The 25,696-nt window shown below is 60.6% G+C and carries 21 protein-coding genes and 1 pseudogene; 5 read left to right on the top strand and 17 right to left on the bottom strand.

The window, feature by feature from the left end; all coding sequences use genetic code 11:
• Nucleotides 1-48: 48 nt before the first annotated feature.
• From ACK83U_RS27335 to gcl, 8 genes and pseudogenes are all read right to left on the bottom strand, one after another.
• Complete coding sequence (locus ACK83U_RS27335; RefSeq protein ID WP_112609925.1) at nt 49-924, bottom strand: NAD(P)H-binding protein; 876 nt, start codon at nt 922-924, stop codon at nt 49-51.
• Nucleotides 925-1,023: 99 nt separating this feature from the next.
• Nucleotides 1,024-1,881, bottom strand: a complete 858-nt coding sequence (locus tag ACK83U_RS27330; RefSeq protein WP_112609927.1) for a helix-turn-helix domain-containing protein — start codon at nt 1,879-1,881, stop codon at nt 1,024-1,026.
• A gap of 217 nt (nt 1,882-2,098) precedes the next feature.
• Nucleotides 2,099-3,154 carry a hypothetical protein gene (locus ACK83U_RS27325; protein ID WP_412474945.1) on the bottom strand — a complete coding sequence of 352 codons (1,056 nt, stop codon included), beginning with the start codon at nt 3,152-3,154 and terminating at the stop codon, nt 2,099-2,101.
• A gap of 366 nt (nt 3,155-3,520) precedes the next feature.
• Complete coding sequence (locus ACK83U_RS27320; protein WP_112609931.1) at nt 3,521-5,149, bottom strand: MFS transporter; 1,629 nt, start codon at nt 5,147-5,149, stop codon at nt 3,521-3,523.
• 280 nt (nt 5,150-5,429) lie between these two features.
• Complete coding sequence (locus ACK83U_RS27315) at nt 5,430-6,707, bottom strand: glycerate kinase (RefSeq protein WP_112609933.1); 1,278 nt, start codon at nt 6,705-6,707, stop codon at nt 5,430-5,432.
• 15 nt (nt 6,708-6,722) lie between these two features.
• Nucleotides 6,723-7,606 (bottom strand): annotated as a pseudogene (glxR, locus tag ACK83U_RS27310) (2-hydroxy-3-oxopropionate reductase).
• 5 nt (nt 7,607-7,611) lie between these two features.
• Nucleotides 7,612-8,427 (bottom strand): hydroxypyruvate isomerase, encoded by an 816-nt coding sequence (hyi, locus tag ACK83U_RS27305; protein WP_112609937.1) that lies wholly within the window; start codon nt 8,425-8,427, stop codon nt 7,612-7,614.
• A gap of 13 nt (nt 8,428-8,440) precedes the next feature.
• Nucleotides 8,441-10,225 (bottom strand): glyoxylate carboligase, encoded by a 1,785-nt coding sequence (gene gcl, locus ACK83U_RS27300; protein WP_112609939.1) that lies wholly within the window; start codon nt 10,223-10,225, stop codon nt 8,441-8,443.
• A 195-nt stretch (nt 10,226-10,420) separates the two neighbouring features.
• Here gcl and bhcR point away from each other — a divergent pair, with 195 nt between their 5' ends.
• Nucleotides 10,421-11,248, top strand: a complete 828-nt coding sequence (gene bhcR, locus ACK83U_RS27295; protein WP_112609941.1) for an HTH-type transcriptional regulator BhcR — start codon at nt 10,421-10,423, stop codon at nt 11,246-11,248.
• A gap of 60 nt (nt 11,249-11,308) precedes the next feature.
• Here bhcR and guaD read toward each other — a convergent pair whose 3' ends face one another.
• Together guaD and ACK83U_RS27285 are read right to left on the bottom strand one after the other, a co-directional pair.
• On the bottom strand, nt 11,309-12,652 hold the full coding sequence (gene guaD / locus ACK83U_RS27290; protein ID WP_112609943.1) for a guanine deaminase: 1,344 nt from the start codon (nt 12,650-12,652) through the stop codon (nt 11,309-11,311).
• Nucleotides 12,649-13,887: a urate hydroxylase PuuD gene (locus ACK83U_RS27285; RefSeq protein WP_112609945.1), complete on the bottom strand. Its 1,239-nt coding sequence runs from the start codon at nt 13,885-13,887 to the stop codon at nt 12,649-12,651. Before ACK83U_RS27285 ends, guaD begins: the two co-directional genes overlap by 4 nt.
• Nucleotides 13,888-14,043: 156 nt before the next feature.
• Here ACK83U_RS27285 and ACK83U_RS27280 point away from each other — a divergent pair, with 156 nt between their 5' ends.
• Complete coding sequence (locus tag ACK83U_RS27280) at nt 14,044-14,988, top strand: LysR family transcriptional regulator (RefSeq protein ID WP_112609947.1); 945 nt, start codon at nt 14,044-14,046, stop codon at nt 14,986-14,988.
• Here the strand turns inward: ACK83U_RS27280 and xdhC are convergent.
• From xdhC to uraH, 4 genes are read right to left on the bottom strand one after another with little or no spacing between them, the layout of a single operon-like run.
• Nucleotides 14,975-15,826: a xanthine dehydrogenase accessory protein XdhC gene (gene xdhC, locus ACK83U_RS27275; RefSeq protein WP_112609949.1), complete on the bottom strand. Its 852-nt coding sequence runs from the start codon at nt 15,824-15,826 to the stop codon at nt 14,975-14,977. The two genes, ACK83U_RS27280 and xdhC, sit on opposite strands and share 14 nt — an antisense overlap.
• A gap of 4 nt (nt 15,827-15,830) precedes the next feature.
• Nucleotides 15,831-18,185 (bottom strand): xanthine dehydrogenase molybdopterin binding subunit, encoded by a 2,355-nt coding sequence (xdhB, locus tag ACK83U_RS27270; protein ID WP_112609951.1) that lies wholly within the window; start codon nt 18,183-18,185, stop codon nt 15,831-15,833.
• A 3-nt stretch (nt 18,186-18,188) separates the two neighbouring features.
• On the bottom strand, nt 18,189-19,673 hold the full coding sequence (gene xdhA, locus ACK83U_RS27265; RefSeq protein ID WP_112609953.1) for a xanthine dehydrogenase small subunit: 1,485 nt from the start codon (nt 19,671-19,673) through the stop codon (nt 18,189-18,191).
• Between the two features lie 3 nt (nt 19,674-19,676).
• Complete coding sequence (uraH, locus tag ACK83U_RS27260) at nt 19,677-20,042, bottom strand: hydroxyisourate hydrolase (RefSeq protein WP_112609955.1); 366 nt, start codon at nt 20,040-20,042, stop codon at nt 19,677-19,679.
• A gap of 575 nt (nt 20,043-20,617) precedes the next feature.
• Here uraH and ACK83U_RS27255 point away from each other — a divergent pair.
• Nucleotides 20,618-21,103 carry an ureidoglycolate lyase gene (locus ACK83U_RS27255; RefSeq protein WP_112609957.1) on the top strand — a complete coding sequence of 162 codons (486 nt, stop codon included), beginning with the start codon at nt 20,618-20,620 and terminating at the stop codon, nt 21,101-21,103.
• Nucleotides 21,104-21,182: 79 nt separating this feature from the next.
• Here the strand turns inward: ACK83U_RS27255 and ACK83U_RS27250 are convergent, their stop codons facing one another.
• Both ACK83U_RS27250 and ACK83U_RS27245 read right to left on the bottom strand, forming a co-directional pair.
• On the bottom strand, nt 21,183-21,965 hold the full coding sequence (locus ACK83U_RS27250) for an SDR family oxidoreductase (protein WP_112609959.1): 783 nt from the start codon (nt 21,963-21,965) through the stop codon (nt 21,183-21,185).
• Complete coding sequence (locus ACK83U_RS27245; protein WP_112609961.1) at nt 21,962-22,288, bottom strand: nuclear transport factor 2 family protein; 327 nt, start codon at nt 22,286-22,288, stop codon at nt 21,962-21,964. The genes ACK83U_RS27250 and ACK83U_RS27245 overlap by 4 nt, the downstream gene beginning before the upstream one ends.
• Nucleotides 22,289-22,385: 97 nt before the next feature.
• Here ACK83U_RS27245 and ACK83U_RS27240 point away from each other — a divergent pair, with 97 nt between their 5' ends.
• Together ACK83U_RS27240 and ACK83U_RS27235 are read left to right on the top strand one after the other, a co-directional pair.
• A complete protein-coding gene (locus ACK83U_RS27240; RefSeq protein ID WP_162708074.1) occupies nt 22,386-22,757 on the top strand; it encodes a winged helix-turn-helix transcriptional regulator in 372 nt (123 codons plus the stop codon).
• The gene (locus tag ACK83U_RS27235; RefSeq protein ID WP_112609965.1) at nt 22,754-24,175 is read left to right on the top strand and encodes an IS1182 family transposase; all 1,422 of its coding nucleotides are present in this window, start codon (nt 22,754-22,756) and stop codon (nt 24,173-24,175) included. The genes ACK83U_RS27240 and ACK83U_RS27235 overlap by 4 nt, the downstream gene beginning before the upstream one ends.
• Before the next feature lie 171 nt (nt 24,176-24,346).
• On the opposite strand, the gene ACK83U_RS27230 is transcribed toward ACK83U_RS27235, so the two are convergent.
• Complete coding sequence (locus ACK83U_RS27230) at nt 24,347-25,639, bottom strand: NCS2 family permease (protein ID WP_112609967.1); 1,293 nt, start codon at nt 25,637-25,639, stop codon at nt 24,347-24,349.
• Nucleotides 25,640-25,696: the final 57 nt, after the last annotated feature.

Genomic DNA, 25,696 nt, shown 5'->3' with positions numbered 1-25,696 from the left:
GATCGTGCGCAGGGCAGCAAATAGCCTGTTCCAGGCGTTCGAGAATCCTCATGCGCTGAGAATCCGCCGCAACGCCTCCACCAATTCGATTGTACCTCGACGGATCTCGCCCACATCTTTTTCGACATCTATTCGGTCCGCATTGTGGGCGGTATAAAGTTCGACCAGTAGTCGCGCATAGTCTTCGGAAAGACCCGCCCGCATGAGTGCGGCTTGCCATTCGGTCTCGGGAAGCGGTTTGGCAACGACCTCGCGCCCGGCCAGCAAGCCGATGGCCGCCGCAACGTCATTCGGCGTATAACGCCGAGGACCTTCGGCATGAACAATCCTTAGCGCGGTGTCCTGCTTTTCCAAAAGCAATTCGGCCGCGATCGAACCCACGTCATAGGCGGAGATGGTCGGAAGAAGCTTGGTCAGCGGATGATAGAAGCTCGGCAATCGGCCGCTATCCGCCGCTACTTTTGCCAGACGCGCCCAGTTCTCCATGTGCTCGGCCGATCGCAGCAGGATAAGCCTCTCGGTCTCCAGCTGACGTAGCCGCGCTTCAAGGGCGTGGAAAATCAAGGTGACGCCGGTGCCAGAGCTATGCTGCGCGCCATAGTCGGAAATGGCAAGAATGGTTCGCGGCTTGGCGGCTGACAGCGCGTCGCCAATACGGTCCACCAGTCGTCTCATGCAGGAATAGGCCTCAGTGGCACGAATATCGACCGGGCAGATGATCTGGACGGCGCTCGCCCCTTCGAATGCGGCCGTCAGCGCCCGATGATCATGTATATCGGCAATGGCGATCTCGCAGCCAAGATCCAAAAGGGCCTGTGCTTTCGAGCCGTCGCGCAGAACTGCGCGAACGGGAACGCCAGCCTTGCGCAGGGCGGCGATGGTCGTGCGGCCAACCTTGCCGGTCGCGCCCAGAATTGCGTGCATTGTATCTTCTCCTGTCGATTTTCCTGCAGTCTAGCCATGTATGCTCGCGGGATCGCACAGATCCGGATGGTCAATTGCAGGTTTGGACGACAATCGAAGTCATGAATGCATCCGGCTCAGCATGCCGGGGGTGAGGCCGAGGATGCGCCGCATCCAGTGCGTCATGTGGCTCTGATGGGCAAACCCTGTCGCCAAAGCGATTTCGGCGAGCGGCATGTCGGTGGAGAGGATGAGCAATTTGGCGCGCTCGATCCGGCGCGTCAGCACATAGTGATGAACCGGAACGCCGAAAGTGGCGCGAAAGAGTGGCTTCAAATGCGATACGCTGAGACCGACCGTCGCGGCGAGATCGCCAAGAGACAGCGACTGATCGATATGGGCTTCGATGAAATCCAACAGGCGTCGTTGATGGCGGTTTGTCAAAGTGGCGCCTGTCGCGGCTGTACCGACCGAAGTCTGTTCGCCGCCTTCTATCAGGCGGATCGACAGCGCCAATCCCAGCGCTTCCGCATAGGTTTTGTCCGACGGGACCGGCGACTCGATTTCGGCCTTGATCGCCCAGGCGATCGATTCAATGCGCGAATCCCGAAGCTGGAATTTTGGTGCCAGAGAAACCGTATCCGAATTTCTGCCGAGCGCTTCTGCAGCGGATTGAAGGAGTTCGTGCTGGATATTCAGGCGTAGAATGGTGCAGTCCCCGTCATCTTCCCACCAGCCATCGAGTCCGGCAGGAACGATATCGATATCGCCATGCGCTTGCCGACGGCGGTATTGACGGCCGTCGCACTCACAAAAAGCATTTACGGTCCGCCCGAAATGAATGCCGAGCCGATGCGTCTGCGACCCCGGCACATGGGTTCGGCCAGCCTGAATACGAAGGAAATTCGCTTCCAGGCCCTTCCAGCCGCGATCCTTGCTGGAGAGGAGTGTCGCGGCGGTGCTGTTGAGCTGGTCCATGATTATGCGCTTCCGCGGATTCTATCGTCCCGAACTGAGGCGATCTCGATCAGGAGAATATAGGTAGAACGGCGTATCCGGTCGAGCTGTCCTCGGAACGATGTACCCGTCACGAACGATGACGTTCTTGCGTCGGAGATCAGGGAATGAAAGGGGAGAATGTCCGGATGAACGCGACCTCGCTGGAGGGATCGCGTCCATCTCGGCTGGTCGAATATTACTTCCAGCTCGTATAGTCCGAGGCGGTGCATCCGAAGGGCGCGCGCTGATCGCCGAAACGCTTCTTCAACTGATCGCAGCCCCAGCGGTTGAGGGGTGCCGGCATCATATTGTTGATATCCATGGCGGGGGAAGTGAATTGCGAGCCGGCGCTGGTCACATACCAGACCCAGTAGCCGAAAATGCCGACAATGAAGAGAAGGATAACTAGGAACCCCCTGGCAAGCCGTGCCATGACGGACGGCCCTCTCTTCCCTTGAACAATGAGTTCCGGCGGATGAGCGCCAAGTTCCGCTGTGAGCGGAGCGAGAATGCCCGCGCGTTCGTCCGCCGAGATGTCGATGCGTTCCAGCCGGCTGTCCAAAAGCACTGGGAGAGCCGTATTCCCATGCCAGACGGCCAGTGCCACGGCCTTGTCGCCCTTTGCGCCGACGACCAGTGGCTCCTCTCCAGGCCCGAAATTCGTATGGGCCGCCCGTCCGGTTTTTCTGCCGCCGATCTTGTCGGCATAGGCCACCATCAGCCGCTTGCCGCGTCGCTGGAAAGCGGTGATTTCCACGGGGACCGGCTCAAGCTGGGCAGGCCGGCGCAGTTGTCCGCGGGCGCGCCAGACGCGCAGGATCTGGAAGATCGCGGCAATGCAGGCGCCGCCAAGAAGAGCGACGAAGACGGCAAGCGTTATGATCCGGTTCCAGAGCATATCCAGTCCGAGGCTGAGGGTCGCCAAGTCTGGATGATCTCTGGAGATGACGAGGTCAGTGTCATAGTCGCCGGCATGGATATCGACGAACATGATTTCGACATCCTTGTCGAAGGTCTGCCCATTGTAGGCATATTTGAGGTGCGCCTCACAGGTGGTGAAGAAGCCTCTTCGGGTCGAGCATTTTCCGTCGCGGATATCACCATCGACGAGATTGATGGGGTTTTGGCTGATCGTCCAATCCCTCAATATGCCTGGCGCTTCATAAACTGTTATGAAAACCGTAAGCGCGATCACGATCGCCAGGGCGAAATAGGCGGCCTTCGGCATCGTAATCACGCCCTGAGCGAGCATGATGGCTCTCTGGGGAAGCTTAATCGTCGGAAATATCATTGTCTGCCCTGAAACTCCGAATGGTTGCGTAGGCAGCCGCAAGGCGAGGAGCGAAGCATATGCTTCGCAAAATCCTGGGAGTGATTTGGCGCCCACATTAGCAGCGCGGGAAGATAGGCATTTTGATTGATAGCTCAATATAAGGTTGTGGATCCTTCCCCGACTTTACGATGATGTGATATCAAATGCCTGCAGGGTGTGACCTTTTTGCCTCGCAGGATCAATCGACGGATCGAGCCCGCTGGTTTTCACTTTGAACCGATAGTTCGAGGCCAAAAAGAAATGCAACATGATCATGTCGCCTGGAGCAGGTCTGCGACCGCTCCGTCACGTCGCATCCAGATAGGGTTTCAGGGGCATGTCGTCGTGCCGGGGCACCGTCTGCCGTTCGATCATGTGGTGAATGACCGGCGGCCCGTCGCCACGATGCAGTCTATCTAGCTGTTCGGCGACCTCGACATCGGCATGCGTCTGGCGCTGGCCGTGGCGGACATAGTCGATCCATGTCGGCAGATGGTAGCTTTCCGTCCAGGTGTTTGGCTTTTCGAGATCGCGCAATAGCGACCATTGCTTCGCGCCATCGCGGATTCTCATCCGGCGGCGCTTCGCCATGACGGCCAGGAATTCCTCGACGTCCTCCTGCTCGATGTCGTAGTCCACCATGACGAGGATAGGGCCGCTTCTGGGGCGCAGGTCGAGCTGCAATTGCGGCTCGCTGAAGGTGTTCGTCGGATCCAGATTGAGGGATTCGAAGTCCGGCTGCTGCAACAGGAGGCCAAGCAGACCGCCAATACCGAGAGCGGCGCTTGCGATGAGGAGGGCGCCGGTCACGCCATGGGCATCGGCCAGTTCGCCCCAGAGCCAGCTCCCCACAGCCATGCCACCGAAGGTGGCGGTCTGATAGAGAGACAAAGCGCGGCCGACGACCCAGCGCGGCGTGGAAAGCTGAACCGTGACGTTGAAGAGAGAAAAGGCCTGCACCCATGCGACGCCGGCCGGCATGAGCAGAAGGCAGCTTAGCCATACCTGGTCGCTAAGCGCCAGGAAGAAGCAGCTGACGGCCAGCGTGAAGAAGGCACCACGGATCACCCATTCATTGCTCAGCGCATCGCGGATACGGCCGATCAGCATCGCGCCGCAGATGGCGCCGAAGCCGAAGAAGCCGAGCATGATGCCATACGTTATTGCGGTGCCATGCACATGATCGCGTGCAACGAGAGGCAGTAAAGCCAGAATGACGATCGCCGTCAGGCCGAAGACGAAGCTGCGGCACATCACCTTGAGCAGGTTCGGCGACATCTGGACGTAGCGAAATCCGGCAGACATTGCGCTGCCGAAAGACTCGCGCGGCAGCGTGTTGCGCACAGGAGCCTTCTTCCAGCGCCATAGGGTGAAGATGAGTGCAAAATAACAGAAGACGTTGAAGAGAAACGCGAAGGCCGCGCCTGCAGCCGCCACGATGACGCCGCCGATCGCGGGCCCGATGCTGCGCATGAGGTTATAGCTCATGCTGTTGAGCGCCACCGCACCCGGCAGATGCTCGCGCGGCACGACATCGCCCATGGATGCCTGCCATGACGGGTTATGCAGCGCGCCGCCGCAGCCGATCATGAAGGTGAAGCAAAGCAGCAGCCAGGGCGTCAAGGCATTGCTGTAGGACAGGATCGCCAGCGTTGCCGATACGCTGAGCATCAGCGTCTGCGCGATCAGCATGATCCGTCTTCGGTCGTAATTGTCGGCAAGCGCGCCGGCAGCGAGCGAAAAGATCATGACAGGCAGCGTCGTGGAGGATTGAACCAGGGCGACCATGCCATGGGAGGTGGCGAGGCTGGTCATCAGCCAGGCAGCCCCCACACCTTCGACCAATCCGCCGAGATTGGAGATGAGTGTTGCCGACCAGAGAGAACGGAATGTCTTGGACTGAAACGCGACGAGCGGGGAGGTTCTCTTGGGCATGTCGGCTTTTCTTCGCAGGATTGTCTTGCTCGGCGGCAAAGCGGACTCGCTCAAAGCGTACGCACCGCCGAGTCGGTATCAACCCTATAGTGATTTGCTAACTTCCGAAACGATCTTGGAATAATATTCTCGTCAATGAAGGCGGAATTGAGCTCTGGCCGAGGCCCTCGTTAATTCAGAGCAGCTCTATGAGCCTCGGCGCCATAAGCTTTACCCGGCATTTCGTTGACCAGGTGACATCTGGCGTCTTGATGATTCCGATCGCCTGGGTCGCCTGGCCTCAATCCAGCGGGTCTAGAAGAATGGCACGGAAGTCGTTGACGTTCGTGCCGGTCGGTCCGGTGACGAACAGGTCGTCGATCGCGGCGAAGGCCGACCAGCTGTCGTTGCGCTCCAGGAATTCGGCTGCATCCTTCTCTCGAGCGGCAAGCCGTGAAACGGTGGTGCCGTCGGCAAAGGCACCGGCATTGTCCTCTGAACCGTCGATACCGTCCGTGTCGGCGGCAAGCGCCGAAATGCCCTTTTGGCCGGAAATGGCGCAGGCGAAGGATAGGAGGAACTCGCTGTTGCGGCCGCCTTTGCCCTTGCCCTTGATCGTTACCGTGGTTTCCCCGCCAGACAGAAGAAGCAAGCGCTCTTGCGATGCCAGCCCCCGCTGCAGGATCTTGGCTACGATCGCCGCATGTTGACGACCGACTTCCGATGCTTCGCCCTCGATGGCATCGGAAAGCACGATCGTCTCGACGCCGGCCTTGCGGGCGACATCGGCAGCCGCATCCAGAGCGATGGCCGCCGAAGCAACGAGCTTTATCTCGTTGCCGGCGAAACGAGGGTCCGAGGGCAGGGGCGGCTCATCCGTGCCATCCTCGAGATGACGCATAACCGCGTCAGGTAAATCGAGACCATAATGTTCTATGATCGCAAGTGCATTGGCGCGGGTCGTCTGGTCGGGAATAGTCGGGCCGGAGGCAACCAGGGCGGGGTTGTCGCCGGGAATATCGGAAACGACCAGAGAGACGACGCGGGCCGGATGGGCAAGGGCCGCCAGCCGCCCTCCTTTGATACGCGAGACCTGCTTGCGCACGGCATTCATGGCGCCGATCGGTGCGCCGGAGGCAAGCAAGGCCCGATTGACGGCGATCTCATCGGCAAGCGTGAGATCGCCGGCCGGCGCCGGCAACAATGCCGAGCCGCCGCCGCAAATAAGGGCGACGACCAGATCGTCTTCGTTAAGACCGCTGACCGCTGCCATTAACCGATCTGATGCGCGCAGGCCACTTTCGTCCGGCACCGGATGCGCGGCTTCGAGAACCTCGATACGCTCACACGGCACGGCGTAGCCGTAACGCGTCACAACAACGCCGGAGAGCGGTGCATCCCAGAGACGCTCGAAGGCCCGAGCCATCTGCGCCGCTCCCTTGCCGGCACCGACCACCACCGTCCGGCCCCTCGGTTTTTCCGGCAGATGGGCGGCGAGCGCCTTGTCCAGATCGGCAGCCGCAACCGCTGCATAGAAGAGCCTTTCCAGAAAGGCGCGGGGATCGGCGATATCAGGCATCGAGTCTCTCACATGTTACGCGACGGGATGGTTCGCCATGCGCTCCAGCGCCTTGACGAGACCGGAATGATCGAGCCCGCTATCGCCATTGGCGGCGCATTGGTTGAAAAGCTCCTGCGTTGCCGCAGTGTTCGGCAGCGAGACGCCGAGAGCCTTGGCGCCTTGCAGGGCAAGGTTCAAATCCTTCTGATGCAGGGAGATGCGGAATCCCGGTTCGAAGGTGCGCTTGATCATCCGTTCGCCATGCACTTCCAGATGCGCGAGGAGGCAAAGCCGCCCATCAGGGCCGAGCGCACGCGGGCCGGATCGGCACCGGCCTTCGAGGCAAAGACGAGTGCCTCGGACACGGCCTCGATCGTCAATGCGACAATGATCTGGTTGGCGACCTTTGTGACCTGGCCATCGCCGCAATCGCCAACGAGCGTGATGTTCTTGCCCATCAGCTGGAAGAGCGGCAGCGCCCGCTCGAAGCTTGCCTCGGAGCCGCCGGCCATGATGGATAGCGAGGCGTTCTTGGCACCGACTTCGCCACCGGAGACGGGCGCGTCGACATATTCGGCGCCCGTTTCCCGAACCTTCCTGGCGAATTCCTTGGTCTCGATCGGCGAGATCGAGCTCATGTCGATGACGAGCTTGCCCTTGGACAAGCCGTAGGCAACCCCGTTCTCGCCGAAGAGCACGTCTTTGACCTCGGGCGTATCCGGCAGCATCAGGATGATGGTATCGACGGTTTCGGCGAGCGCCTTCGGCGTTTCGACAAATTGCAGGCCGTTGTCGAGCAGCTCCCGGCGCGGCGGAATCGAAAACTTCGATGTGACGACGATGTGGCCGGCATTTTGCAGGTGGCGCGCCATGGGGGTTCCCATGATGCCGAGGCCGATAAATCCGATATGTGCCATGGTTGTTAGCTCCTGATATTGAGAATGGCGGCGCCTTCGGCGTGGCGTCCGGCTGCGGCAAACCAGCCGAGCCCCGCCGCGGTCGTCGTGCGCGGCTTGTATTCGCAGCCGATCCAGCCGTCGTAGCCGAGCGCATCGAGCGTTTCGAAGACAAAGGGGTAGGCGATCTCGCCGGTGCCTGGTTCGTTGCGACCCGGATTGTCGGCAAGCTGCACATGGGCGATCTGCGCCTGGTGCTTCTTGAAGGTGCCGATCAGCTCGCCCTCCGTACGCTGCTGGTGATAGAGGTCGTACTGAATGAACAGGTTGTCGCTGCCGACTTCGGCGATGATCGAAGCGGCCTGATCCGGCGTGTTGAGATAAAACCCCGGAATGTCGAACCTGTTGATCGGCTCGATCAGCAGCCGTATCCCATGCTTGCCGAGCTCTTCCGCCGCATATTTGAGGTTGACGACGAAGGTGGTCCGCAGCACCTCATCGGGCACGCCGGCCGGAATAATGCCTGAGAGGCAATTGACCTGGCTGCAGCCGAGCGTCGTCGCATAGTCGATCGCGGAGGCTACGCCGCGGCGGAATTCGTCGATACGGTCGGGCAGGATCGCGATGCCGCGCTCGCCGCCGGCCCAATTGCCGGCGGGCAGATTGTGCAGCACCTGGGTCAGGCCATGACGATCGAGTTCGGCGCGCAGCGCTTCCTTCGCAAAATCATAGGGAAAGAGATATTCGACGCCCTCGAAACCGGCCTTGGCGGCCAGCGCGAAGCGATCCAGAAACGGCGCTTCAGTGAAGAGCATGGTCAGATTGGCCGCAAATTTCGGCATGGTTATTCCTCCTTCAGTCCAGCAGAGCGAGGATTGCGGTTGGGGCATCCTCGCCACGTTCGGCAAGTTCCTCGAACTCGACGACCGCATTGATGTCGGCGCCCATGGCGATGTTGGTGACGCGCTCCAGAATGAACTCGATGACGACGGGAACCTGATGCTCTGCCATCAGCTGCTTTGCTGTCGTGAACGCCTCTTGGAATTCGTTCGGGCTGCGCACCCGGATAGCCTTGCAGCCAAGCCCTTCGGCAACTGCGACATGATCGACGCCATAGCCGGGTTCGGCGTTGTCAGTGGCATTGATGTTATCGAAGGCGAGGCTGACCTCGAAATCCATGTTGAAGCCGCGCTGGGCCTGGCGAATAAGACCGAGATAGGAGTTGTTCACAACCACATGCAGGTAGGGAAGCTTGTGTTGCGCCCCGACGGCCAACTCCTCGATGAGGAACTGGAAGTCGTAGTCGCCGGATAGGGCGACGATCGGACGGTCCGGATCTGCGGCGCGCACGCCGAGCGCTGCCGGCAGGGTCCAGCCGAGCGGGCCGGCCTGGCCGCAATTGATCCAGTTGCGCGGCTTGTAGACATGCAGGAATTGGGCGCCCGCGATCTGGCTGAGCCCGATGGTCGAGACGTAGCAGGTGTCGCGGTCGAAAGCCTTGTTCATCTCCTCGTAGACGCGCTGTGGCTTCAGCGGCGTCTGGTCGAAATGCGTCTTGCGCAGCATGGTGCGCTTGCGCTCGCGGCATTCCTCCGCCCAGGCCGACCAATCGCGCAGCTTGCCTTCTGTCTGCCATTCCGTCGCAACGTCGAGGAAGAGCTTTAGCGCGGCGCCGGCATCGGAGACGATGCCGAAATCCGGAGCGAAGACACGGCCGATCTGGGTCGGTTCGATATCGACATGCACGAAGGTCCGGCCCTCGGTGTAGGTCGAGATATTGCCGGTGTGGCGATTGGCCCAGCGATTGCCGATCCCGAAGACGAAATCGGAGGCAAGCAGCGTCGCATTGCCGTAGCGATGCGAGGTCTGCAGCCCGCACATGCCGGCCATCAATGGATGATCGTCCGGGATCGTGCCCCAACCCATCAGCGTCGGGATGACTGGAACGCCTGTGATCTCGGCGAATTCGACGAGCAGGTCGGAAGCATCGGCGTTGATGATGCCGCCGCCTGCGACGATCAGCGGCCGCTCGGCCGCGTTCAGCATGGCAAGCGCCTTTTCCGCCTGCGCCCGCGTCGCCGACGGCCTGTAGGGCTCAAGCGGGGCATAGGTTTCGATATCGAACTCGATTTCGGCGAGCTGGACGTCCACAGGCAGATCGATGAGGACCGGGCCGGGGCGACCCGAGCGCATCGTATGGAATGCCTTCTGGAAGACGTAAGGAACGAGAGCCGGCTCCATGACGGTCACGGTCCATTTGGTAACGGGGGCTGCGATCTTGGCGATATCGACCGCCTGGAAATCCTCCTTGTCGAGACGGGCGCGCGGCGCCTGGCCTGTGATACAGAGAATCGGAATCGAATCGGCAGAGGCGGAATAGAGGCCGGTGATCATGTCGGTGCCGGCAGGCCCAGACGTTCCGATGCACACACCGATATTGCCCGCGCGGGCGCGGGTGTAGCCCTCGGCCATATGGCTTGCACCTTCGACATGACGGGCCAGCACATGGCGGATAGAGCCGCGCGCTTTCATCGCCGAGTAGAAGGGGTTGATCGCAGCGCCGGGAACGCCGAAGGCGCAATTGACGCCTTCCTTTTCCAGAACCAGCACTGCGGCATCGACTGCGCGCATCTTCGCCATGGGAATTTCCTCCGTTTCTGGACCGAAGGTACCGCATGGGTGAACGAGCGCAATCTAAAAATGGAAATCAATCCCATCATATGGAAATAAACATTTTCAACAAATCTGGAACAATCGAAGCGAAGCGGATATGTCATGAAGCCAAAACGAGCGGCGCCAAACTGCGGGGCGCGCCTTTAGTCAAAAGTGAGCGTCATGGCGGAAAATCCGGAAAAGACGAGGGGCAGGCCGGGCCGGAAGCCGGCAGAGAATGCGGCGGCTTCATCCGTCCAGGTGCTCGATCGAAGTCTGAAACTCTTGGAGTTGGTGGCCGAAGCCGATGGCGCGGTTTTGACCGATCTCGCCGACAGATCGGCCATGGCGCCCTCCACCGTCCATCGGCTACTGACTTCTCTCGCCCAGCACGGCATGGTCGCGCATGACGATGAAAGCGGCGCCTGGACGATCGGGGTGAAAGCCTTCGAGATCGGAACGGCCTATTTGCGCTTCCGCAAGCTCGGTACCATCAGCCGGCCTTTCCTCAAGCAGTTGATGGAGGCGTCTGGCGAGACCGCCAATATTGCCATCGAGGAAGATGGCGACGTTGTCTTCATCTCCCAGGCGGAAAGCCATGCGCCGATGCGCGCCTTTTTCCGCCCGGGCCGGCGCGGACCGATCCATGCTTCGGGTATCGGCAAGGCGATCCTTTCCACCTGGGCGGACAGCCAGATAGAGGCTTTGCTCAAAGGGCGGTCGTTGCAGCATTTCACCGATAAGACCCGCGATACGCTGCCCGTGCTGCTTACGGATATGGCCGAGATCCGCTCGCGGGGCTGGTCGATCGATGATGAGGAACATACGCTCGGCATGCGATGTGTTGCGGCGCCAATCTTCGATGAGTATGGCGAGGCTATTGCCGGCATCTCGATTTCAGGCCCGGCTGTGCGGCTGCCGGATGAAAGGGTTGCCGCGCTCGGCCCGGTCGTGCGGGCGGCGGCGGAAGAATTGACGAAGGCGATGGGCGGAAAATCGAAGCGAACCTAGAGGCCTTCGCCGCCGTCTCTCCCGCGACGACGGCGTTGCCGGTCCGCCACATTTATTTGGTCAGGCGATCTGCAGTTGCTCGCGTACGATCGTGTCTGCTTTCTTGCCCTTGGTCTTCATCGCCTTGCCGGCGACATAGACTTGGGCAACGCACCGGTCGTCACCCATGGTTTGGAGAATGAAGAGCTCCTCGGCCAGCGACGTGGCGGTGCGCATGCGAAATTCCATGGCCGACTTAGCGCCGGAATCAAGCACGACGATATCGGCGTCCGCGCCCGCCTGCAGCGAGCCGATCTGCTTTTCGAGCCCGAGTGCGAGAGCGTTGCCGCGTGTCATGCGATAGAAGGAGTTGAATGGCGTCAGCCGTTGCCCCTGCAGGTGCAGCACCTTGTAGGCTTCATCCATCGTTTCCAGCATGGAAAAGCTGGTTCCGGCGCCGACATCGGTTGCAACCGACCAGCGTGCACCGACCTTGTCGAACTGAGCGGCATTGAAGAGCCCGGAGCCGAGGAAGAGGTTCGAGGTCGGGCAGAAGACACCCACCGCGCCGGTCTCCGCGAGCACCGCGACTTCCCGTTCGCTCATGTGGATGCAATGGCCGAGCAGCATGCGGTCGTTGAGCAGACCGTAGCGGCCATAGATATCCGTATAGTCCTTGGCCTTTGGATAAAGAGAGGTGGCAAAGGCGATCTCGTCCCGATTTTCCGAGAGATGCGTCTGGACATAGCAATCCGGGTGTTCGGCAACGAGAGCCTTGCTCATTTCCATCTGCTCGGGCGTCGAGGTAATCGCAAAGCGTGGGCTGATGGCATAATGCACGCGGCCGCGGCCGTGCCATTTTGCAATCAGCCGCTTGGTCTCCTCGTAGCCGCGCTGCGGCGTATCGCGCAGCGCCTCCGGCGCGTTGCGGTCCATCATCACCTTGCCGCCGATCATGCACATGCCGCGCGCTTCGGCGGCCGCGAAATAGGCATCGACGCTTTCCGGGTGCACCGAACAATAGGCGACGGCCGTCGTCGTACCGTTCGACAAGAGTTCGTCCATGAAGCGGTCCGCGACTTCGGCCGCATGCGCGGCGCGGGCGAATTTCTGCTCCTCGACGAAGATATAGGTGTTCAGCCATTCGAGCAGCTGCGCGCCATAGGAGGCGATCGCCTGCGTCTGCGGGAAATGAAGATGTGTGTCGATAAAGCCCGGCAGGATAAGGTTCGGGCGATGGTCCGCGATCCGGATACCGGCGTCTGCCAGCTTGCGAATGTCGCCATGGGCACCGATTTCCATGATCTTGCCATCGCGAACATAAACCGCGCCATCCTCGATGTAACGATAGGAGGTGGTATCATCGATGCCTTGCGGCTCGGCAAGGAAGGTCAGCACACGGCCACGGATCAGGACTTCATTCATTGGGTTTTCTCCCCATTGACGGCATTTTCGTACCAGGAGACAAGCAGCCGGCGCTCCTCGTCGGTTATGTGTGAGGCGTTGGCGGGCGGCATGGCATGGCTGCGGCCAGCCTGCAGGTAGATCTCGCGCGCATGGGCAGCGATGTCGCGGTCGGTCTCGAACATCACGCCCTTCGGCGGAGCGACGATCCCCTCCCAGCTCGGCTCCTTCGCATGGCACATGGAGCAGCGCCCCATCACGGTGTCGCGGACCTTCGGGAAATCCTGCGCCGTGATGAAGGGCTGCTGGATGGCAGAGACCTTCGTTGTTGGTTCGCCGGCCAGGATCTTCGGCACCGTGGAGAGCCACATGATGATAATGAACAGGATGACGGTGATCAGCCAGGTCCAGGTCGGGTTACCGGCATTGGCGTGCCGGGTATTGAACCAGTGGCGGATCGTGACGCCCATCAGGAAGACGAGCGAGGCGATGATCCAGTTGAACTGCGTGCCGAAAGCCAGCGGATAGTGGTTCGACAGCATCAGAAACAGCACCGGCAGCGTCAGGTAGTTGTTGTGCGTCGACCGCTGCTTGGCGATCCTGCCGTATTTCGCATCCGGCGTGCGCCCGGCAAGCAGGTCGGCGACGACGATCTTCTGGTTCGGGATGATGATGAAGAATACGTTCGCCGACATGATCGTCGCCGTGAAGGCGCCGAGATGCAGGAAGGCGGCGCGGCCGGTAAACAGATGCGTATAGCCCCAGGCCACCGCGACCAGAATGAAATAGAGCGCCACCATCAGCCGCGTATTGTCATTGCCGAAGGGCGACTTGCAGATCAGGTCGTATAGGAGCCAGCCGCCGGCGATCGAGCAGAGCGAAATGGCGATCGCCACTGGCTTGGAGACATCGAGCACAGCCGGATCGATCATGTAGAGGTCGGCGCCGGCATAATAGACGAGACAGAGCATGCCGAAGCCCGACAACCAGGTGACGTAGCTCTCCCATTTGAACCAGACGAGATGATCAGGCATGTTGGCCGGCGCTACCAGATATTTCTGGATATGGTAGAAGCCGCCGCCGTGGACCTGCCACTCCTCGCCGTAGGCTCCCGGCGGCAGCGCCGGATGTTTTTTCAGGCCGAGGTCAAGTGCTACGAAATAGAACGACGAGCCAATCCAGGCGATGGCGGTGATGACGTGCAGCCAGCGGACGGCAAATGTCAGCCAGTCCCAGGCGATGGCATATTCATACATGGGAACTCCTCCCGGCCTTCATGGGCCCGATCTTTACGGGACTGTTTGCCATCGCGTGATTTTCTCGAAAATCCCAGTGAATCCGCCAACACTTTCAAAAAAATCTATAAGATGAACCCTGGTTTGTTCCGCGTGCCGATGTGGTAGAAAGGTGCCATGTCCTATCTCGATAATGTCCGTGTCTTCGTTCGCGTGGTCGAACTCGGTACTCTCTCGGCAGCGGGACGCGACCAGCGCGTCACGCCTGCGGTCGCGAGCAATCGCATCAAGGAGCTCGAGCGCCATCTTGGCGTGCGCCTCTTCAACCGCACCACGCGTAAGCTCTCGCCGACCGAGCATGGCCGCGTTTTCTACGAAAAGGCGGTGAAGATCATCGAAGCTGTCAATGAGGCGGAAGCGGCGATCGCCGATCTCTCACGCAATCCGAAGGGTTCGCTGAGGATCACCGCGCCGCTCGGCATAGGGCGGCGGTTGATTGCCTCGGGCATTCCGGAATTTCACGACAAATATCCGGATATCGAAGTACGCCTGCGCCTGTCGGATCACAATGTCGATATCCTTGCGGAGGGTGTCGACGTCGCCTTCAAGCTCGGCGTCTTGGAAGATTCAAACCTGCGCATGCGCGGCATCCTCAACTGCGAGCGCGTGCTGTGTGCTTCGCCGACCTATCTCGCGCGCCGCGGCGTACCGGCGAGCGCGGATGCTCTAATTGCCGACAAACACGACTGTCTTCTGCTGCGCTATCCTGGCTCGAAGGAATATTACTGGACGCTAATGACCGCAGAAGGCCCCCGCAAATTCGAAGTCGCGGGCCCCTATGACAGCGACGACGGCGACGTGCTCACCCAATGGGCACTGGAAGACCGCGGCATCATCAACAAACCGCTGTTTGAGGTGAAGGCCTATCTGATAGAAGGGCGATTGGTCGAGATCCTGAAGGAGAGCCCTCCGGCGCCGGTTCAACTTGCGGCCATCTATCCGCACAAACGTTTCCAGGATCCGAAGGTCCGCCTGATGATCGATTTCATGGCGGAGCGCTGTCAGCGGCTGATCGGCAAGCTGCTTGAGGACGAGCCGGTAGCTGCGGCTACGGGCGGTTAACGCTGCCCGCAAACCTTGCGTGATCAGCCGTCCAGCTCAGCGCTGCCGTCATGATCTCGGCGGCCGCCAGTGTAGCGATGACGGTCGGACGTTTGTCTTTCACAGCCGTTCCGCCGATCGGGCAGATGAGGCGATCGAAAAGCTCCGTCTCGCCGCTTTCGCGCGACAGCCAGTTGCGGAAGGTGGCGCGCTTCGTCTTGGAGCCGATCATGCCGACATAGGCGGCATCCGAGCGCTTGAGCGCTTCTGCGGCAATCAGGAAATCGAGCGCGTGGTCATGAGTGAGGATGACGAAGCTGCTGCCGGCGGGCGCATCGCGCACCACGGCTTCCGGCATGGCTGTGAGACAGGTCTCGATGCGCGGCACGTTGGAGGCAATCAGCTCCTCTTCCCGCGTATCGATAAGCACCACGCGTAACGGTGCCAGCGAAAGCGCCATGGCGAGGGCATCGCCGACATGGCCGGCGCCGAAAACATAGACATGTGGGCGTGCGGCCATCTCGCGGTCGCTCCGAGCTATGAGGTCATTCGCAAGCCTCGGGTTAAGGGTGGTGAAGGCGAGGCCCACCCGGCCGCCGCAGCACTGGCCGATCTCCGGACCGAGCGGTACGTTCATCGGCTCCGCCGCAAGGCCGGAGCGCAGTGCCCGTCGTGCCTGGTCGATCGCCATATACTCCAGTGCGCCGCCGCCGATCGTCGCAAAGATTGCCCGTTCCGATACCAGCATCCAGGCATCCGCATCGCGCGGCGCGGAACCTGCGACCCCCGTCACCTCGACGAGCATCGATGCCGGTTCGCGGCGCAGGAAATCCCGGATATCTTCACGGGCGGCAGGCATGATCTTACTCCTTCTTCGCCGCCTTGAGGCGCTCGATCGCCATCAGCACCCGTTCGGGCGTTGCCGGCGCGTCGAGACGCGGGCAGATCTTATGGTCGGCGACGCTCGCCACGGCATCCGAAAGCGCATGCAAGACGGAAAGCCCGAGCGGCAGCGGCGGTTCGCCCACGGCCTTGGAACGATGGATCGTCGGTTCATGGGCCTCCGACCAATCGGTCAGGGCTACATTGAAAATCTTCGGGCGGTCGGATGCAAGCGGGATCTTGTAAGTCGAGGGCGCGTGCGTTCGAAGACGCCCCTCGCCATCCCACCAAAGCTCCTCCGTCGTCAGCCATCCCATGCCCTGGATGAAGCCGCCCTCGACCTGACCGATATCGATGGCCATGTTCAGGGAGCGTCCGGTATCGTGGAGGATATCGGTGCGTTCGACCACATATTCCCCCGTTAGCGTATCGATCGATACTTCCGAGCACGCCGCGCCATAGGCATAGTAGTAGAAGGCGTGGCCACGGCCCGCCTTGCGGTCCCAATGGATCTTCGGTGTCTTGTAGAAGCCGGCGGCCGAAAGCTGGACGCGGGCCATATAGGCCTTCTTGATGAGATCAGGGAAGGACATTTCGACATCGCCAATGCGCACGCGGTTGGGCAGGAACGTCACCTGCTCGCGGAGCACCTGATAGCTTTCGGCGGCGAAGGCGATCAGCCGGTCCTTAATCTGGCGTGCAGCGTTTTGCGCCGCCATGCCGTTCAAATCCGCGCCTGAAGACGCCGCGGTCGGCGAGGTGTTGGGCACCTTGGCTGTCGTCGTTGCGGTGATCTTTACCCGGTCGAGATCGATCTGGAACTCTTCTGCCACGACCTGCGCCACCTTCAGATGCAGGCCTTGCCCCATTTCGGTGCCGCCATGATTCATGTGCACGGAACCATCACTATAGACGTGCACCAGCGCGCCGGCCTGGTTCGATTCCGTCTTGGTGAAGGAAATGCCGAATTTCACCGGGGTTAGCGCGATGCCGCGCTTGACGATACGGCTCTTCGCATTGAACTCGGCGATTGCCTTGCGGCGGCCTGCATAATCGGCGCTTTCCTCCAGCTCCGTAACGATGCGCTGGATGATGCAGTCCTCGACCTTCTGGTGATAGGGGGTGAGGTTGCGTTCGCCTTGAACGCCCATTGCGTCGTAGAAATTCAGCTTGCGGATGTCGAGCGGGTCCTTGCCGACGGCGAAGGCCACCTCGTCTATGACGCGCTCGGCGCCCACCATTCCCTGCGGGCCGCCGAAGCCGCGGAAGGCCGTGTTGGAGACGGTGTTGGTGTAGAGCGGCGCCGATTTCGCATGAACATGCGGGAAGAAATAGGCATTATCGCAATGAAACAGCGCACGATCGCCAACCGGGCCGGAAAGATCGGCCGAGAAGCCGGCGCGAAGCGCGAAGGTATAGTCGATCCCGAGGATACGGCCTTCATCGTCGAAGCCGACATCGTAGTCGATGGCAAAATCGTGCCGCTTGCCCGTAGCGACCATGTCCTCGTCGCGGTCGAGCCGGACCTTGACGGCGCGCTTCAGCTTCTTGGCGGCGATGGCCGCGATCGCAGCACACTGGTTTGCCTGGGTTTCCTTGCCGCCGAAGCCGCCACCCATACGGCGAACCTCGATCGTAACAGCATTGCTCGGGACGCCCAGCGCGTGGGCGACCATATGCTGCGTCTCGCTTGGGCCTTGGGTGGAGCAATAGACGACGACCTCGTCATCCTCGCCGGGTACGGCAAGCGAGACTTGGCCTTCGAGATAGAAATGATCCTGGCCGCCAAGCCGCATGCGGCCCTTCACGCGGCGCGGAGCGCTGTTGAGGGCAGCATCCGCGTCGCCGCGCCTCAGCGTCAGCGGTGTGACCACTTGCCGATGGGTCGAAACGTCGAGATCCCAGATGTCGATATCGGCCGGCAATTCCTCGTATTCGATCTTTGCCAGCTTTGCGGCGCGGCGGGCCTGCTCACGTGTTTCGGCGATCACGCAGAAGATCGGTTGGCCGTGAAACTCGACCTTGCCGGCGGCAAGCACCGGATCGTCGTGCATATAGGATGGCGAGATATCATTGGCGCCGGGCACATCCTCATGGGTGAGCACGGCGACGACGCCGGGCGCGGCGCGCACTTCTGTCAGATTGACGGATTTCAGGGTGCCGTGCGCAACGGTGGATAGGCCAAGCCCTGCATGCAGCGTTCCGGTCGGTTCGGTAATGTCGTCGATATAAACGGCGGCACCGGAAACATGTTTGTGCGCGGAGTCATGACGGGGGCTGGTATGAACCCCGCCAACGATGGTTTCGGCCTTGATGTCTGACGCGTGTTTGTTCATGGCCTATGCCGCCTCATATCTGGACACCTGAACCGGTGCCTCATTGGACGTCGTTTCCAGGTAGAAACGGAGCAGAAGGTTCTTGGCTGCCAGCGCACGGTATTCCGCCGTAGCCCGCATGTCGGTCAGCGGCGAATAATCCTTGGCGTATTTCTCCATCGCCAGATTTACAGTTTGTTCGTTCCAGGGTTGGCCGAGCAATGCCTTTTCGACGGCGAAAGCCCGCTTTGGCGTTGCGGCCATGCCGCCATAGGCGATCCAGATTTCGGCAACCGTGCCATCTTCGCCAAGTGTCAGCCGGAAGGCGCCGAGCGTGGCGGTAATGTCCTCGTCCCGGCGCTTCGTCACCTTGTAGATGGCGAATTTCTCCGAAGCTGCAGGAACCGGAATATGCACGGCTTCGACGAATTCGCCGGGCTGGCGGTCCTGTTTGCCATAAGCGATGAAGAAGTCTTCAAGCGCGATGGTGCGCCGGACGGCGCCCTTGCGCAAGGTCAGTAACGCGTTGAGCGCAATCAACGCCGGCGGCGTGTCGCCGATCGGCGAACCGTTGGCGATGTTGCCGCCGATCGTGCCCATGTTGCGCACTTGCTGGCCGCCGATGCGGGTAATCAGCGGCCCGAGCGCCGGAATATGCTCAGACAGCGTCGCGATCGCCTCCGAATAGGTGACGCCGGCGCCGATGGTGATGAGGCCGTCTTTCACCGTGATCGATTTCAACTCCTGCAGCCCGGCGATGAACACGACCGGTGTGATGTCGCGCATGTGCTTGGTGACCCAGAGGCCGACATCGGTCGAGCCGGCCACCACGGTTGCCGTCGACGATGCCTCCAGAACCGATGCGAAATCATCAAGGTTCGCCGGCACGATCAGGCGATTGTGACCCTCGCCGATTTCGACGCGGGCGCCGTCGCGAAGGACCTGCAGGCGCGCGATCATGGTTTCGCGCTCTATCAGCAGCGGGTCGTCTTGTGTCCCGCCATAGCTGGAGATGGAGCGCGCAGCGCGCAGGATCGGCTCATAGCCGGTGCAGCGACAGAGATTGCCCTGGAGCGCCGTTTCGATCTGCTCGTCCGTCGGGTTCGGCGTCTGCATCCAAAGTCCGTAGAGCGACATGACGAAACCTGGCGTGCAGAAGCCGCATTGCGAACCGTGAAAGTCGATCATGGCTTGCTGCACCGGATGCAGGTGCTCGTCGCTCGGGGCGAGATGCTCGACGGTGACCACGTGACAGCCGTCCAGTGAGCCAAGGAAGCGAATGCAGGCGTTGACGCCCTCGTAAACGAGGCCGCCCGCTGGCGTCAGCCGCCCCACAAGCACGGTGCAGGCGCCGCAGTCGCCCTCGGCGCAACCTTCCTTGGTGCCCTTCAGCGTGCGGGAGAGGCGCAGCCAGTCAAGCAGCGTCTGGTCTGGTGCCACGTCGGTAAGAACGACGTCCCGGCCGTTGAGAATGAAACGAAGTTCGGAGCGGATTGTCGTCGATGTCATCACTCAGCTCCCGCGGTAGGTGGAATAGCTGTAGGGCGAGAGGAGGAGCGGCACATGGTAATGCGCGCCTTCGTCGGCAAGACCGAAACGGATTGGGATGATGTCTAGGAACATTGGGCCATCCGATGCGCGACCGAGATAGTCGCCGGCATGAAAGCGCAACTCATAGATGCCGGCCTGCATGGTTTCGCCCGACAGCAGCGGCGCATCGCAGCGACCGTCGTCGTTGGTCTCCGTAGACTTCAGGAGGTTCGGTGCATCGCCCTCGATCCGGTAGAGTTCGATGCGCAGGCCCCGGGCGGGCTTGCCAAGCGCAGTATCCAATACATGGGTCGTGAGCCGTCCGGCTCCTGGCGAGTGAGACTGCATGCTTTTCTCCCGAACGTAGCGCTCCTGTCTCTACTATCGGCCAGGCCCATTCCCATGAAAAGCAGCTGTAACCTTCGAGACTTTCAAAATTTCCAAGGGGAATGGCGCGCGCGATTTGCGGTTAGACATTGGGTATCGAAAACGTTTGGAGGAACGTTTCATACGATGTCGCGGCGGGACGGATGGGCTCGACTTGCGCATTTCGCATGCACTGAGGCGTCGAAATACGTGCCGATGTCGCGATATGCATTTCATGAAAAGGCAGGTTTCAGCCGGTCTCGCTGCATGGCGGAAGTAATGAGTGCGCCGATTTTCGGCTGGCCCTGATGGGCGTCAGTTCGAGACGCTTGGCGGCAAAAAACCTTGCCGCAGCTAGTGGGAAACCGATGTCGCTTTGCGATCAGCGTCGGCAGTGATCGACCATGGAAATAGCCGGGGCACGGCGGCTGCCGGAGTGCCAGCCGTGCTCCGGTCGACTTCTGCTGCCTGCACCGCGGGTCAGGCATCGTACCCAAGCGAACATATCGTCGATCGAGGAAGAGGTGATTTCGGAGAATGGAAACGGGAGACCATGAATGAAAGTGATCGAAATTCAGCCGCTGACGAGAGCCGCATTCGCGCCTTTCGGCGATGTGATCGAAATGGAGGGTGCGCACAGCTATCCCATCAATGCCGGCAAATGCGTTCGCTACCATGACCTCGCAAAGGTCGAAGCGATCGGCGAGGAGGCACGTACGATGATCAGCTGGCTGCGCGGCGAACCCTATGCGCTGCCATTGGAGCTGAAGATGGTCGAGCGGCATCCCCTCGGCAGCCAGGCCTTTGTGCCGCTGACCTGCAATCCATTCCTCGTCGTTGCAGCGCCGCAGACGGACAATGGTCCGGGCGAGCCGGTGGCGTTCCGCACTAGGCCCGGCCAGGGCGTCAATATCTGGCGCAATGTCTGGCACGGTATTCTGACGCCCCTCGATGATGTCTCCGACTTCATCGTCATCGATCGCGGCGGCAAGGGCGTCAATCTCGAGGAGCATTTCTATGAAGAGACGTTTTTGATCCGCTGAAAGGAGCTGGATCGGTTCAGATATTGGAAGGGGCGCTGCCATCCAGGCTGTGCTAAAACTCGCGGAGGGTGCCCCCACCTTAAGCGGTGGGAACGGTCCCGCCGTCGATGACATATTCGGTGCCGGTTATGGCTGCAGCGCGCGGGGATGCCAGGAATGTTATCAGATCGGCGATCTCGGCGGGTTTCGCCGGTCGGCCCAGAGGAATTCCGCCTAGAGAATTCATGATGATCCTCTTGCCGCCCTCATAATCGGTCCCGGCCTCCCTCGCGAGTCGTTCCGCGAGCGCCACGGCGGCGTCGGTCTCGATCCAGCCCGGCGACACGCGAACCACCCTGACGCCCTTGGGGGTCACTTCCTTCGACAGGCTCTTGCTGTAGGTCGACAGCGCCGCCTTCGCCGCTGCATAGGCGGTCGTCGATTCCGGCAGGGGTAGTTCGTGCTGGATCGACGTCACATGGACGATGACACCTGCTCCCTGCGCGATCATCGACGGAAGCAGCGCGCGGTCGAGCCGAACCGCAGGCATGAGATTGTGATCAATCTCCTTTTGCCATTCCTCGTCGGTCAAGGCCGCAAAGCCGCCCGCTGGCGCGCTTGATCCTCCAAGCACATTGACGAGGATGTCGATGCCGCCGAACGCGTGGACCACCTCCTCGGCGACCTTGGCGCAGCCCTGCGCGGTTAACAGGTCTGCGGCGATGTAATGGATTTTGTCGGTTCCATTCTCGGGCACGGTTCGGGCCGTTGCCGCGACGCGCGCACCTGCGTCCGCCAATGCCTGAACCACTGCAGCGCCCGCTCCCTTGGTGCCGCCCGTCACCAGGGCGCGTTTTCCGTCAAGGCCAAGATCGAAGCTCACAGGACGATCTCCAGCCGGGCGATCGCATCACCGGAGAGTTTGAAACCATAGCGAAGATCCACCGGGCTTCCCGGAAAGTTTCCGGTCAGATGCGCGGTCACGACGACCCTGTCGCCCTGATCGTCGATAGCTACGGGGTCGGCGACATATTCATACTTTGAGGATGCCTCGGACTTCCAGGCCGCGATCGCGTCGCGACCCGTATATGTCTTCTTCTCGTCGACGACCACGGCGTCGGCCGTGAAACATCTGGCGACCGCCGCGCCATCCGTCGCATCCGCGGCAAAGTAGTCGGCTATGGGCTTGGGTAATGCGAGGGCCATGATCGATCTCCGGGTTGACCTTGTTTGGCTATCGAAAATGGCCTAACTTTCCAAAATTGCAAGAACACACAAAAAAGTAAGGTACTTACCGAAAAGTATGTCATACCAATATACGAGAGAAACAGCAGCCGAGGGCGTCGAGAACGCGCTCAAACTTCTTGAAGGGCGCTGGAAGCTGGTGATCCTGTTTCACCTCTTTGGTGGGCATGTTTTGCGCTTCTCCGATCTCGAACGCGCGATCCCAGGAATCTCCCAGAAAATGCTCATCCAGCAACTCCGTCAGATGGAAAAGGACGGGATCGTGCGCCGCATCGTCCATCATCAGGTGCCTCCGAAGGTCGAATACTGCCTCACGGACTGGGGGCAGGCTCTGTGCCCGGCTCTTGATGCGCTGCTCACGTGGGCTGCGCAGCGCGAAGGCATCGATAGAGGAAATCCGGACGTTGCGAGCCAGGACTCAACGATATGAGCTTTATTGAAGGTATGGACAGAGGGCAGGCCGCCTTATTGCCACCCTGCATCGATGATTACATTGCCCCGGATGCTCTGGTTCGTGTCGTCGATGAATTTGTTGGCGGCCTTGATCTTGTCGGGCTCGGCTTCGAGCGCGCGATTAGCGCGGCCACCGGCAGACCCGGTTATCATCCGGCCGACATGCTCCGCCTCTATATCTGGGGCTACCTCAATCAGGTCCGCTCCTCCCGCCTGCTGGAACGCGCCTGCCACCGTGATCTTGAAGCGCTTTGGCTGATGAAGCAGCTCGCACCGGACTACCGGACAATCGCCGCCTTCCGGCACGACAACCCCCAGGCGATCGTCGCCGTAGGCGCCGAGTTCGTCCAGTTTTGCCGGAGCCACGGCTTGATCGGCGGCCAGATGGTCGCCCTTGACGGCACGAAGATGCGAGCCGTCGCCAGTCCGAAAAACATCGCAGGCGCGGAGCGCTTGGCGCGAGACCTTGCACATACCGAACGCGAGATCAGCTACTATCTGGATCGACTGGACACGCTCGACGAACAGGTCGAGCAAGGGTTCAGCGATAAACCCGCCCACCGTGAAGCGTTCGGGAGTGCTATCTCTGCGCTCCAGCGACGACGGGAACGTTTGGCTAGGCGTCAGCTTGAACTGGAGAAGCGTGAAGAAAAGGTGCTGGTCTTCGGTGAGCCGGACGCCAAGCCGATGGGTTATGCGCGGGCACCGAAGATGCCTTCCTACAATCTTCAGAGCGTCGTTGATGTCGAGAGTGGTCTCATCATTCATCACGATGTCTTCAATGATGCGAACGACAGCCATCTGCTTCATCCAATGTCGACGGACGCCCTGCGGGTTCTCGATACCGGGGAACTCCATGTCCTAACTGACGGCGGCTATTCCAACGCCGAAGAGGTCGCCCGATGCGAGCGGGACGCCATCACGGTGTCAGCACCGATCAAGCGTGGCGCCATGAACAGCGAACACTTCCGCCCCACTCAGTTCATCTATGACGAGGCGAGCGACACCATCCGTTGCCCTGCAGGTGAGACCCTCCGGCCATCGGGAAAGCACACGCGCAATCGGGTGATCCGCTACAGGACAGGCGCTTGCAAGACTTGCGTTATAAAACCGCAATGCACTCCGGGAGCCCAGCGCACGATCCATCGGCTATTCGATCAGGCGGCGCTCGATCGGATGGAGGCCCGGATATATGATGATCCAGATCTGATGAAGATCAGACGCTGCACCGTCGAACATCCGTTCGGCACGATCAAACGAATGTCAGGCGGCGGTAGGTTTCTAACACGGGGGCTAAAGGCGGTGAAAGCGGAAGCGGCCCTGTCGATCCTGGCATTCAACGTCCTCCATGCCGTGAATGCCTTCGGTCACCGGAAAATGATCGGGGTCGCCTGACCCGTTCGGCCCTTCGGGCCAATTCTCCCGCCATGCCGTCGAGAGTTTTAGCACAGCCTGCATCGCAACGCCCCTATTTGCTAGAGCAAGTTCCCGCTTCCAACGGCTCTCGAATGCCAAAAGACCGGGTCGTTCCAGCGAATGATCCGGTCTTGCATTTAATATCCACCGTTAATCCGCAAAGAAGGCGAAGCGCACGACGAACAGAGCAGCGACGATCTGCGTTGCCGGATGCAGCATCGACCAGCGGCCGGTGAAGACCTTCACGGCCACATAGGTGATGAAGCCGAAGGCAAGGCCGTTGGCGATCGAGTAGGTGAAGGGCATTGCGAGAGCCGTGATTGCCGCCGGTGCAGCCTCGGTCAGGTCATCCCATTCGATCTCGGTCAGTTCGCGCATCATCAGGCCGGCGACATAGAGCAGCGCCGGAGCCGTCGCATAGGCCGGAACCGAAGCCGCGAGCGGCGAGAAGAAGAGAGCTGCGATGAAGAGCACGGCGATGGTAATTGCCGTCAGGCCCGTCCGGCCGCCAGCCTGGACGCCCGAAGCGCTTTCGACGAAGGCCGTCGTGCTGCTGGTGCCCATCAACGAGCCGGCGACGATCGCGGCACTGTCGGCAAGCAGAGCTCTGCTCAAGCGGTTCGGCTTTCCGTCCTGGATCAGGTTCGCACGCTTGGCGATGCCGATCAGCGTCCCGGTGGCGTCGAAGACTTCGACCAGCACGAAGACGAGGATGATATGAACCAGACCGCCATGGAGAGCGCCGACGATGTCGAGCTGCAGGAAGGTCGGCATGATCGACGGCGGCGCCGAAACGATGCCGTGAAACTGGCTGACGCCAAGGATCCAGGAGAGAATGGTGACGGCGAGAATGCCGATGAGGATCGAACCTCTTATTTTCAGCGCATCGAGAACGGCGATGACGAAGAAGCCGAAGATTGCGAGAAGGGGGCCGGTCTGCTTCAGGTCGCCGAGGCCGATGAGGGTCGCCTTGTTTGCAACGACGATGTCTGCGCTCTTCAGCGCAATGATCGCCAGAAAGAGACCGATACCCGCGGCAATCGCACTCCTCAGCGAATGCGGGATACCGGCGATCAGCCAGCTGCGCACGCCGGTCACCGTCAGCAGAACGAAGATGCAACCGGAAATGAAAACCGCTCCGAGCGCCTGCTGCCAGGTAAAGCCGAGTGCGGCAACGACGGTGAAGGCGAAGAAGGCATTGAGTCCCATGCCCGGCGCCATGCCGATCGGCCAATTGGCAACAAGGCCCATGACGATCGAACCCAGCGCGGCTGCGAGACAGGTGGCGACAAAGACCGCGTTGCGGTCCATGCCAGTCGTCGACAAAATGTCGGGATTGACGAAGATGATATAGGACATCGTCAGGAACGTCGTAACGCCTGCGATGAGTTCGGTGCGCACGGACGTGCCGTGCTCACTCAATTTGAAAAGTCGTTCAAGCATTGTTCCTCCCTAAGCGTTCCCGACGCTCGTGAAATCATGGGGCTTGCCCGCATCTCC

Origin of the sequence: Rhizobium sp. WW22 (genome assembly GCF_047041135.1) — a bacterium.
Classification (GTDB): domain Bacteria; phylum Pseudomonadota; class Alphaproteobacteria; order Rhizobiales; family Rhizobiaceae; genus Rhizobium.
This window is presented reverse-complemented; position numbering and strand designations above follow the sequence as displayed.

Bases quoted from the DNA above. Each gene is read 5' to 3' on its own strand.
- ACK83U_RS27235 (WP_112609965.1), top strand. From the start codon at position 22,754: ATGAGCTTTATTGAAGGTATGGACAGAGGGCAGGCCGCCTTATTGCCA.
- ACK83U_RS27280 (WP_112609947.1), top strand. From the start codon at position 14,044: ATGTCCTATCTCGATAATGTCCGTGTCTTCGTTCGCGTGGTCGAACTC.
- xdhA (WP_112609953.1), bottom strand. From the start codon at position 19,673: ATGACATCGACGACAATCCGCTCCGAACTTCGTTTCATTCTCAACGGC.
- ACK83U_RS27315 (WP_112609933.1), bottom strand. From the start codon at position 6,707: ATGCCTGATATCGCCGATCCCCGCGCCTTTCTGGAAAGGCTCTTCTAT.
- ACK83U_RS27230 (WP_112609967.1), bottom strand. From the start codon at position 25,639: ATGCTTGAACGACTTTTCAAATTGAGTGAGCACGGCACGTCCGTGCGC.
- bhcR (WP_112609941.1), top strand. From the start codon at position 10,421: ATGGCGGAAAATCCGGAAAAGACGAGGGGCAGGCCGGGCCGGAAGCCG.
- ACK83U_RS27320 (WP_112609931.1), bottom strand. From the start codon at position 5,149: ATGCCCAAGAGAACCTCCCCGCTCGTCGCGTTTCAGTCCAAGACATTC.
- uraH (WP_112609955.1), bottom strand. From the start codon at position 20,042: ATGCAGTCTCACTCGCCAGGAGCCGGACGGCTCACGACCCATGTATTG.
- ACK83U_RS27240 (WP_162708074.1), top strand. From the start codon at position 22,386: ATGTCATACCAATATACGAGAGAAACAGCAGCCGAGGGCGTCGAGAAC.
- xdhC (WP_112609949.1), bottom strand. From the start codon at position 15,826: ATGCCTGCCGCCCGTGAAGATATCCGGGATTTCCTGCGCCGCGAACCG.
- ACK83U_RS27325 (WP_412474945.1), bottom strand. From the start codon at position 3,154: ATGCTCGCTCAGGGCGTGATTACGATGCCGAAGGCCGCCTATTTCGCC.
- ACK83U_RS27330 (WP_112609927.1), bottom strand. From the start codon at position 1,881: ATGGACCAGCTCAACAGCACCGCCGCGACACTCCTCTCCAGCAAGGAT.
- ACK83U_RS27335 (WP_112609925.1), bottom strand. From the start codon at position 924: ATGCACGCAATTCTGGGCGCGACCGGCAAGGTTGGCCGCACGACCATC.
- ACK83U_RS27245 (WP_112609961.1), bottom strand. From the start codon at position 22,288: ATGGCCCTCGCATTACCCAAGCCCATAGCCGACTACTTTGCCGCGGAT.
- hyi (WP_112609937.1), bottom strand. From the start codon at position 8,427: ATGCCGAAATTTGCGGCCAATCTGACCATGCTCTTCACTGAAGCGCCG.
- xdhB (WP_112609951.1), bottom strand. From the start codon at position 18,185: ATGAACAAACACGCGTCAGACATCAAGGCCGAAACCATCGTTGGCGGG.
- guaD (WP_112609943.1), bottom strand. From the start codon at position 12,652: ATGAATGAAGTCCTGATCCGTGGCCGTGTGCTGACCTTCCTTGCCGAG.
- ACK83U_RS27285 (WP_112609945.1), bottom strand. From the start codon at position 13,887: ATGTATGAATATGCCATCGCCTGGGACTGGCTGACATTTGCCGTCCGC.
- ACK83U_RS27255 (WP_112609957.1), top strand. From the start codon at position 20,618: ATGAAAGTGATCGAAATTCAGCCGCTGACGAGAGCCGCATTCGCGCCT.
- gcl (WP_112609939.1), bottom strand. From the start codon at position 10,225: ATGGCGAAGATGCGCGCAGTCGATGCCGCAGTGCTGGTTCTGGAAAAG.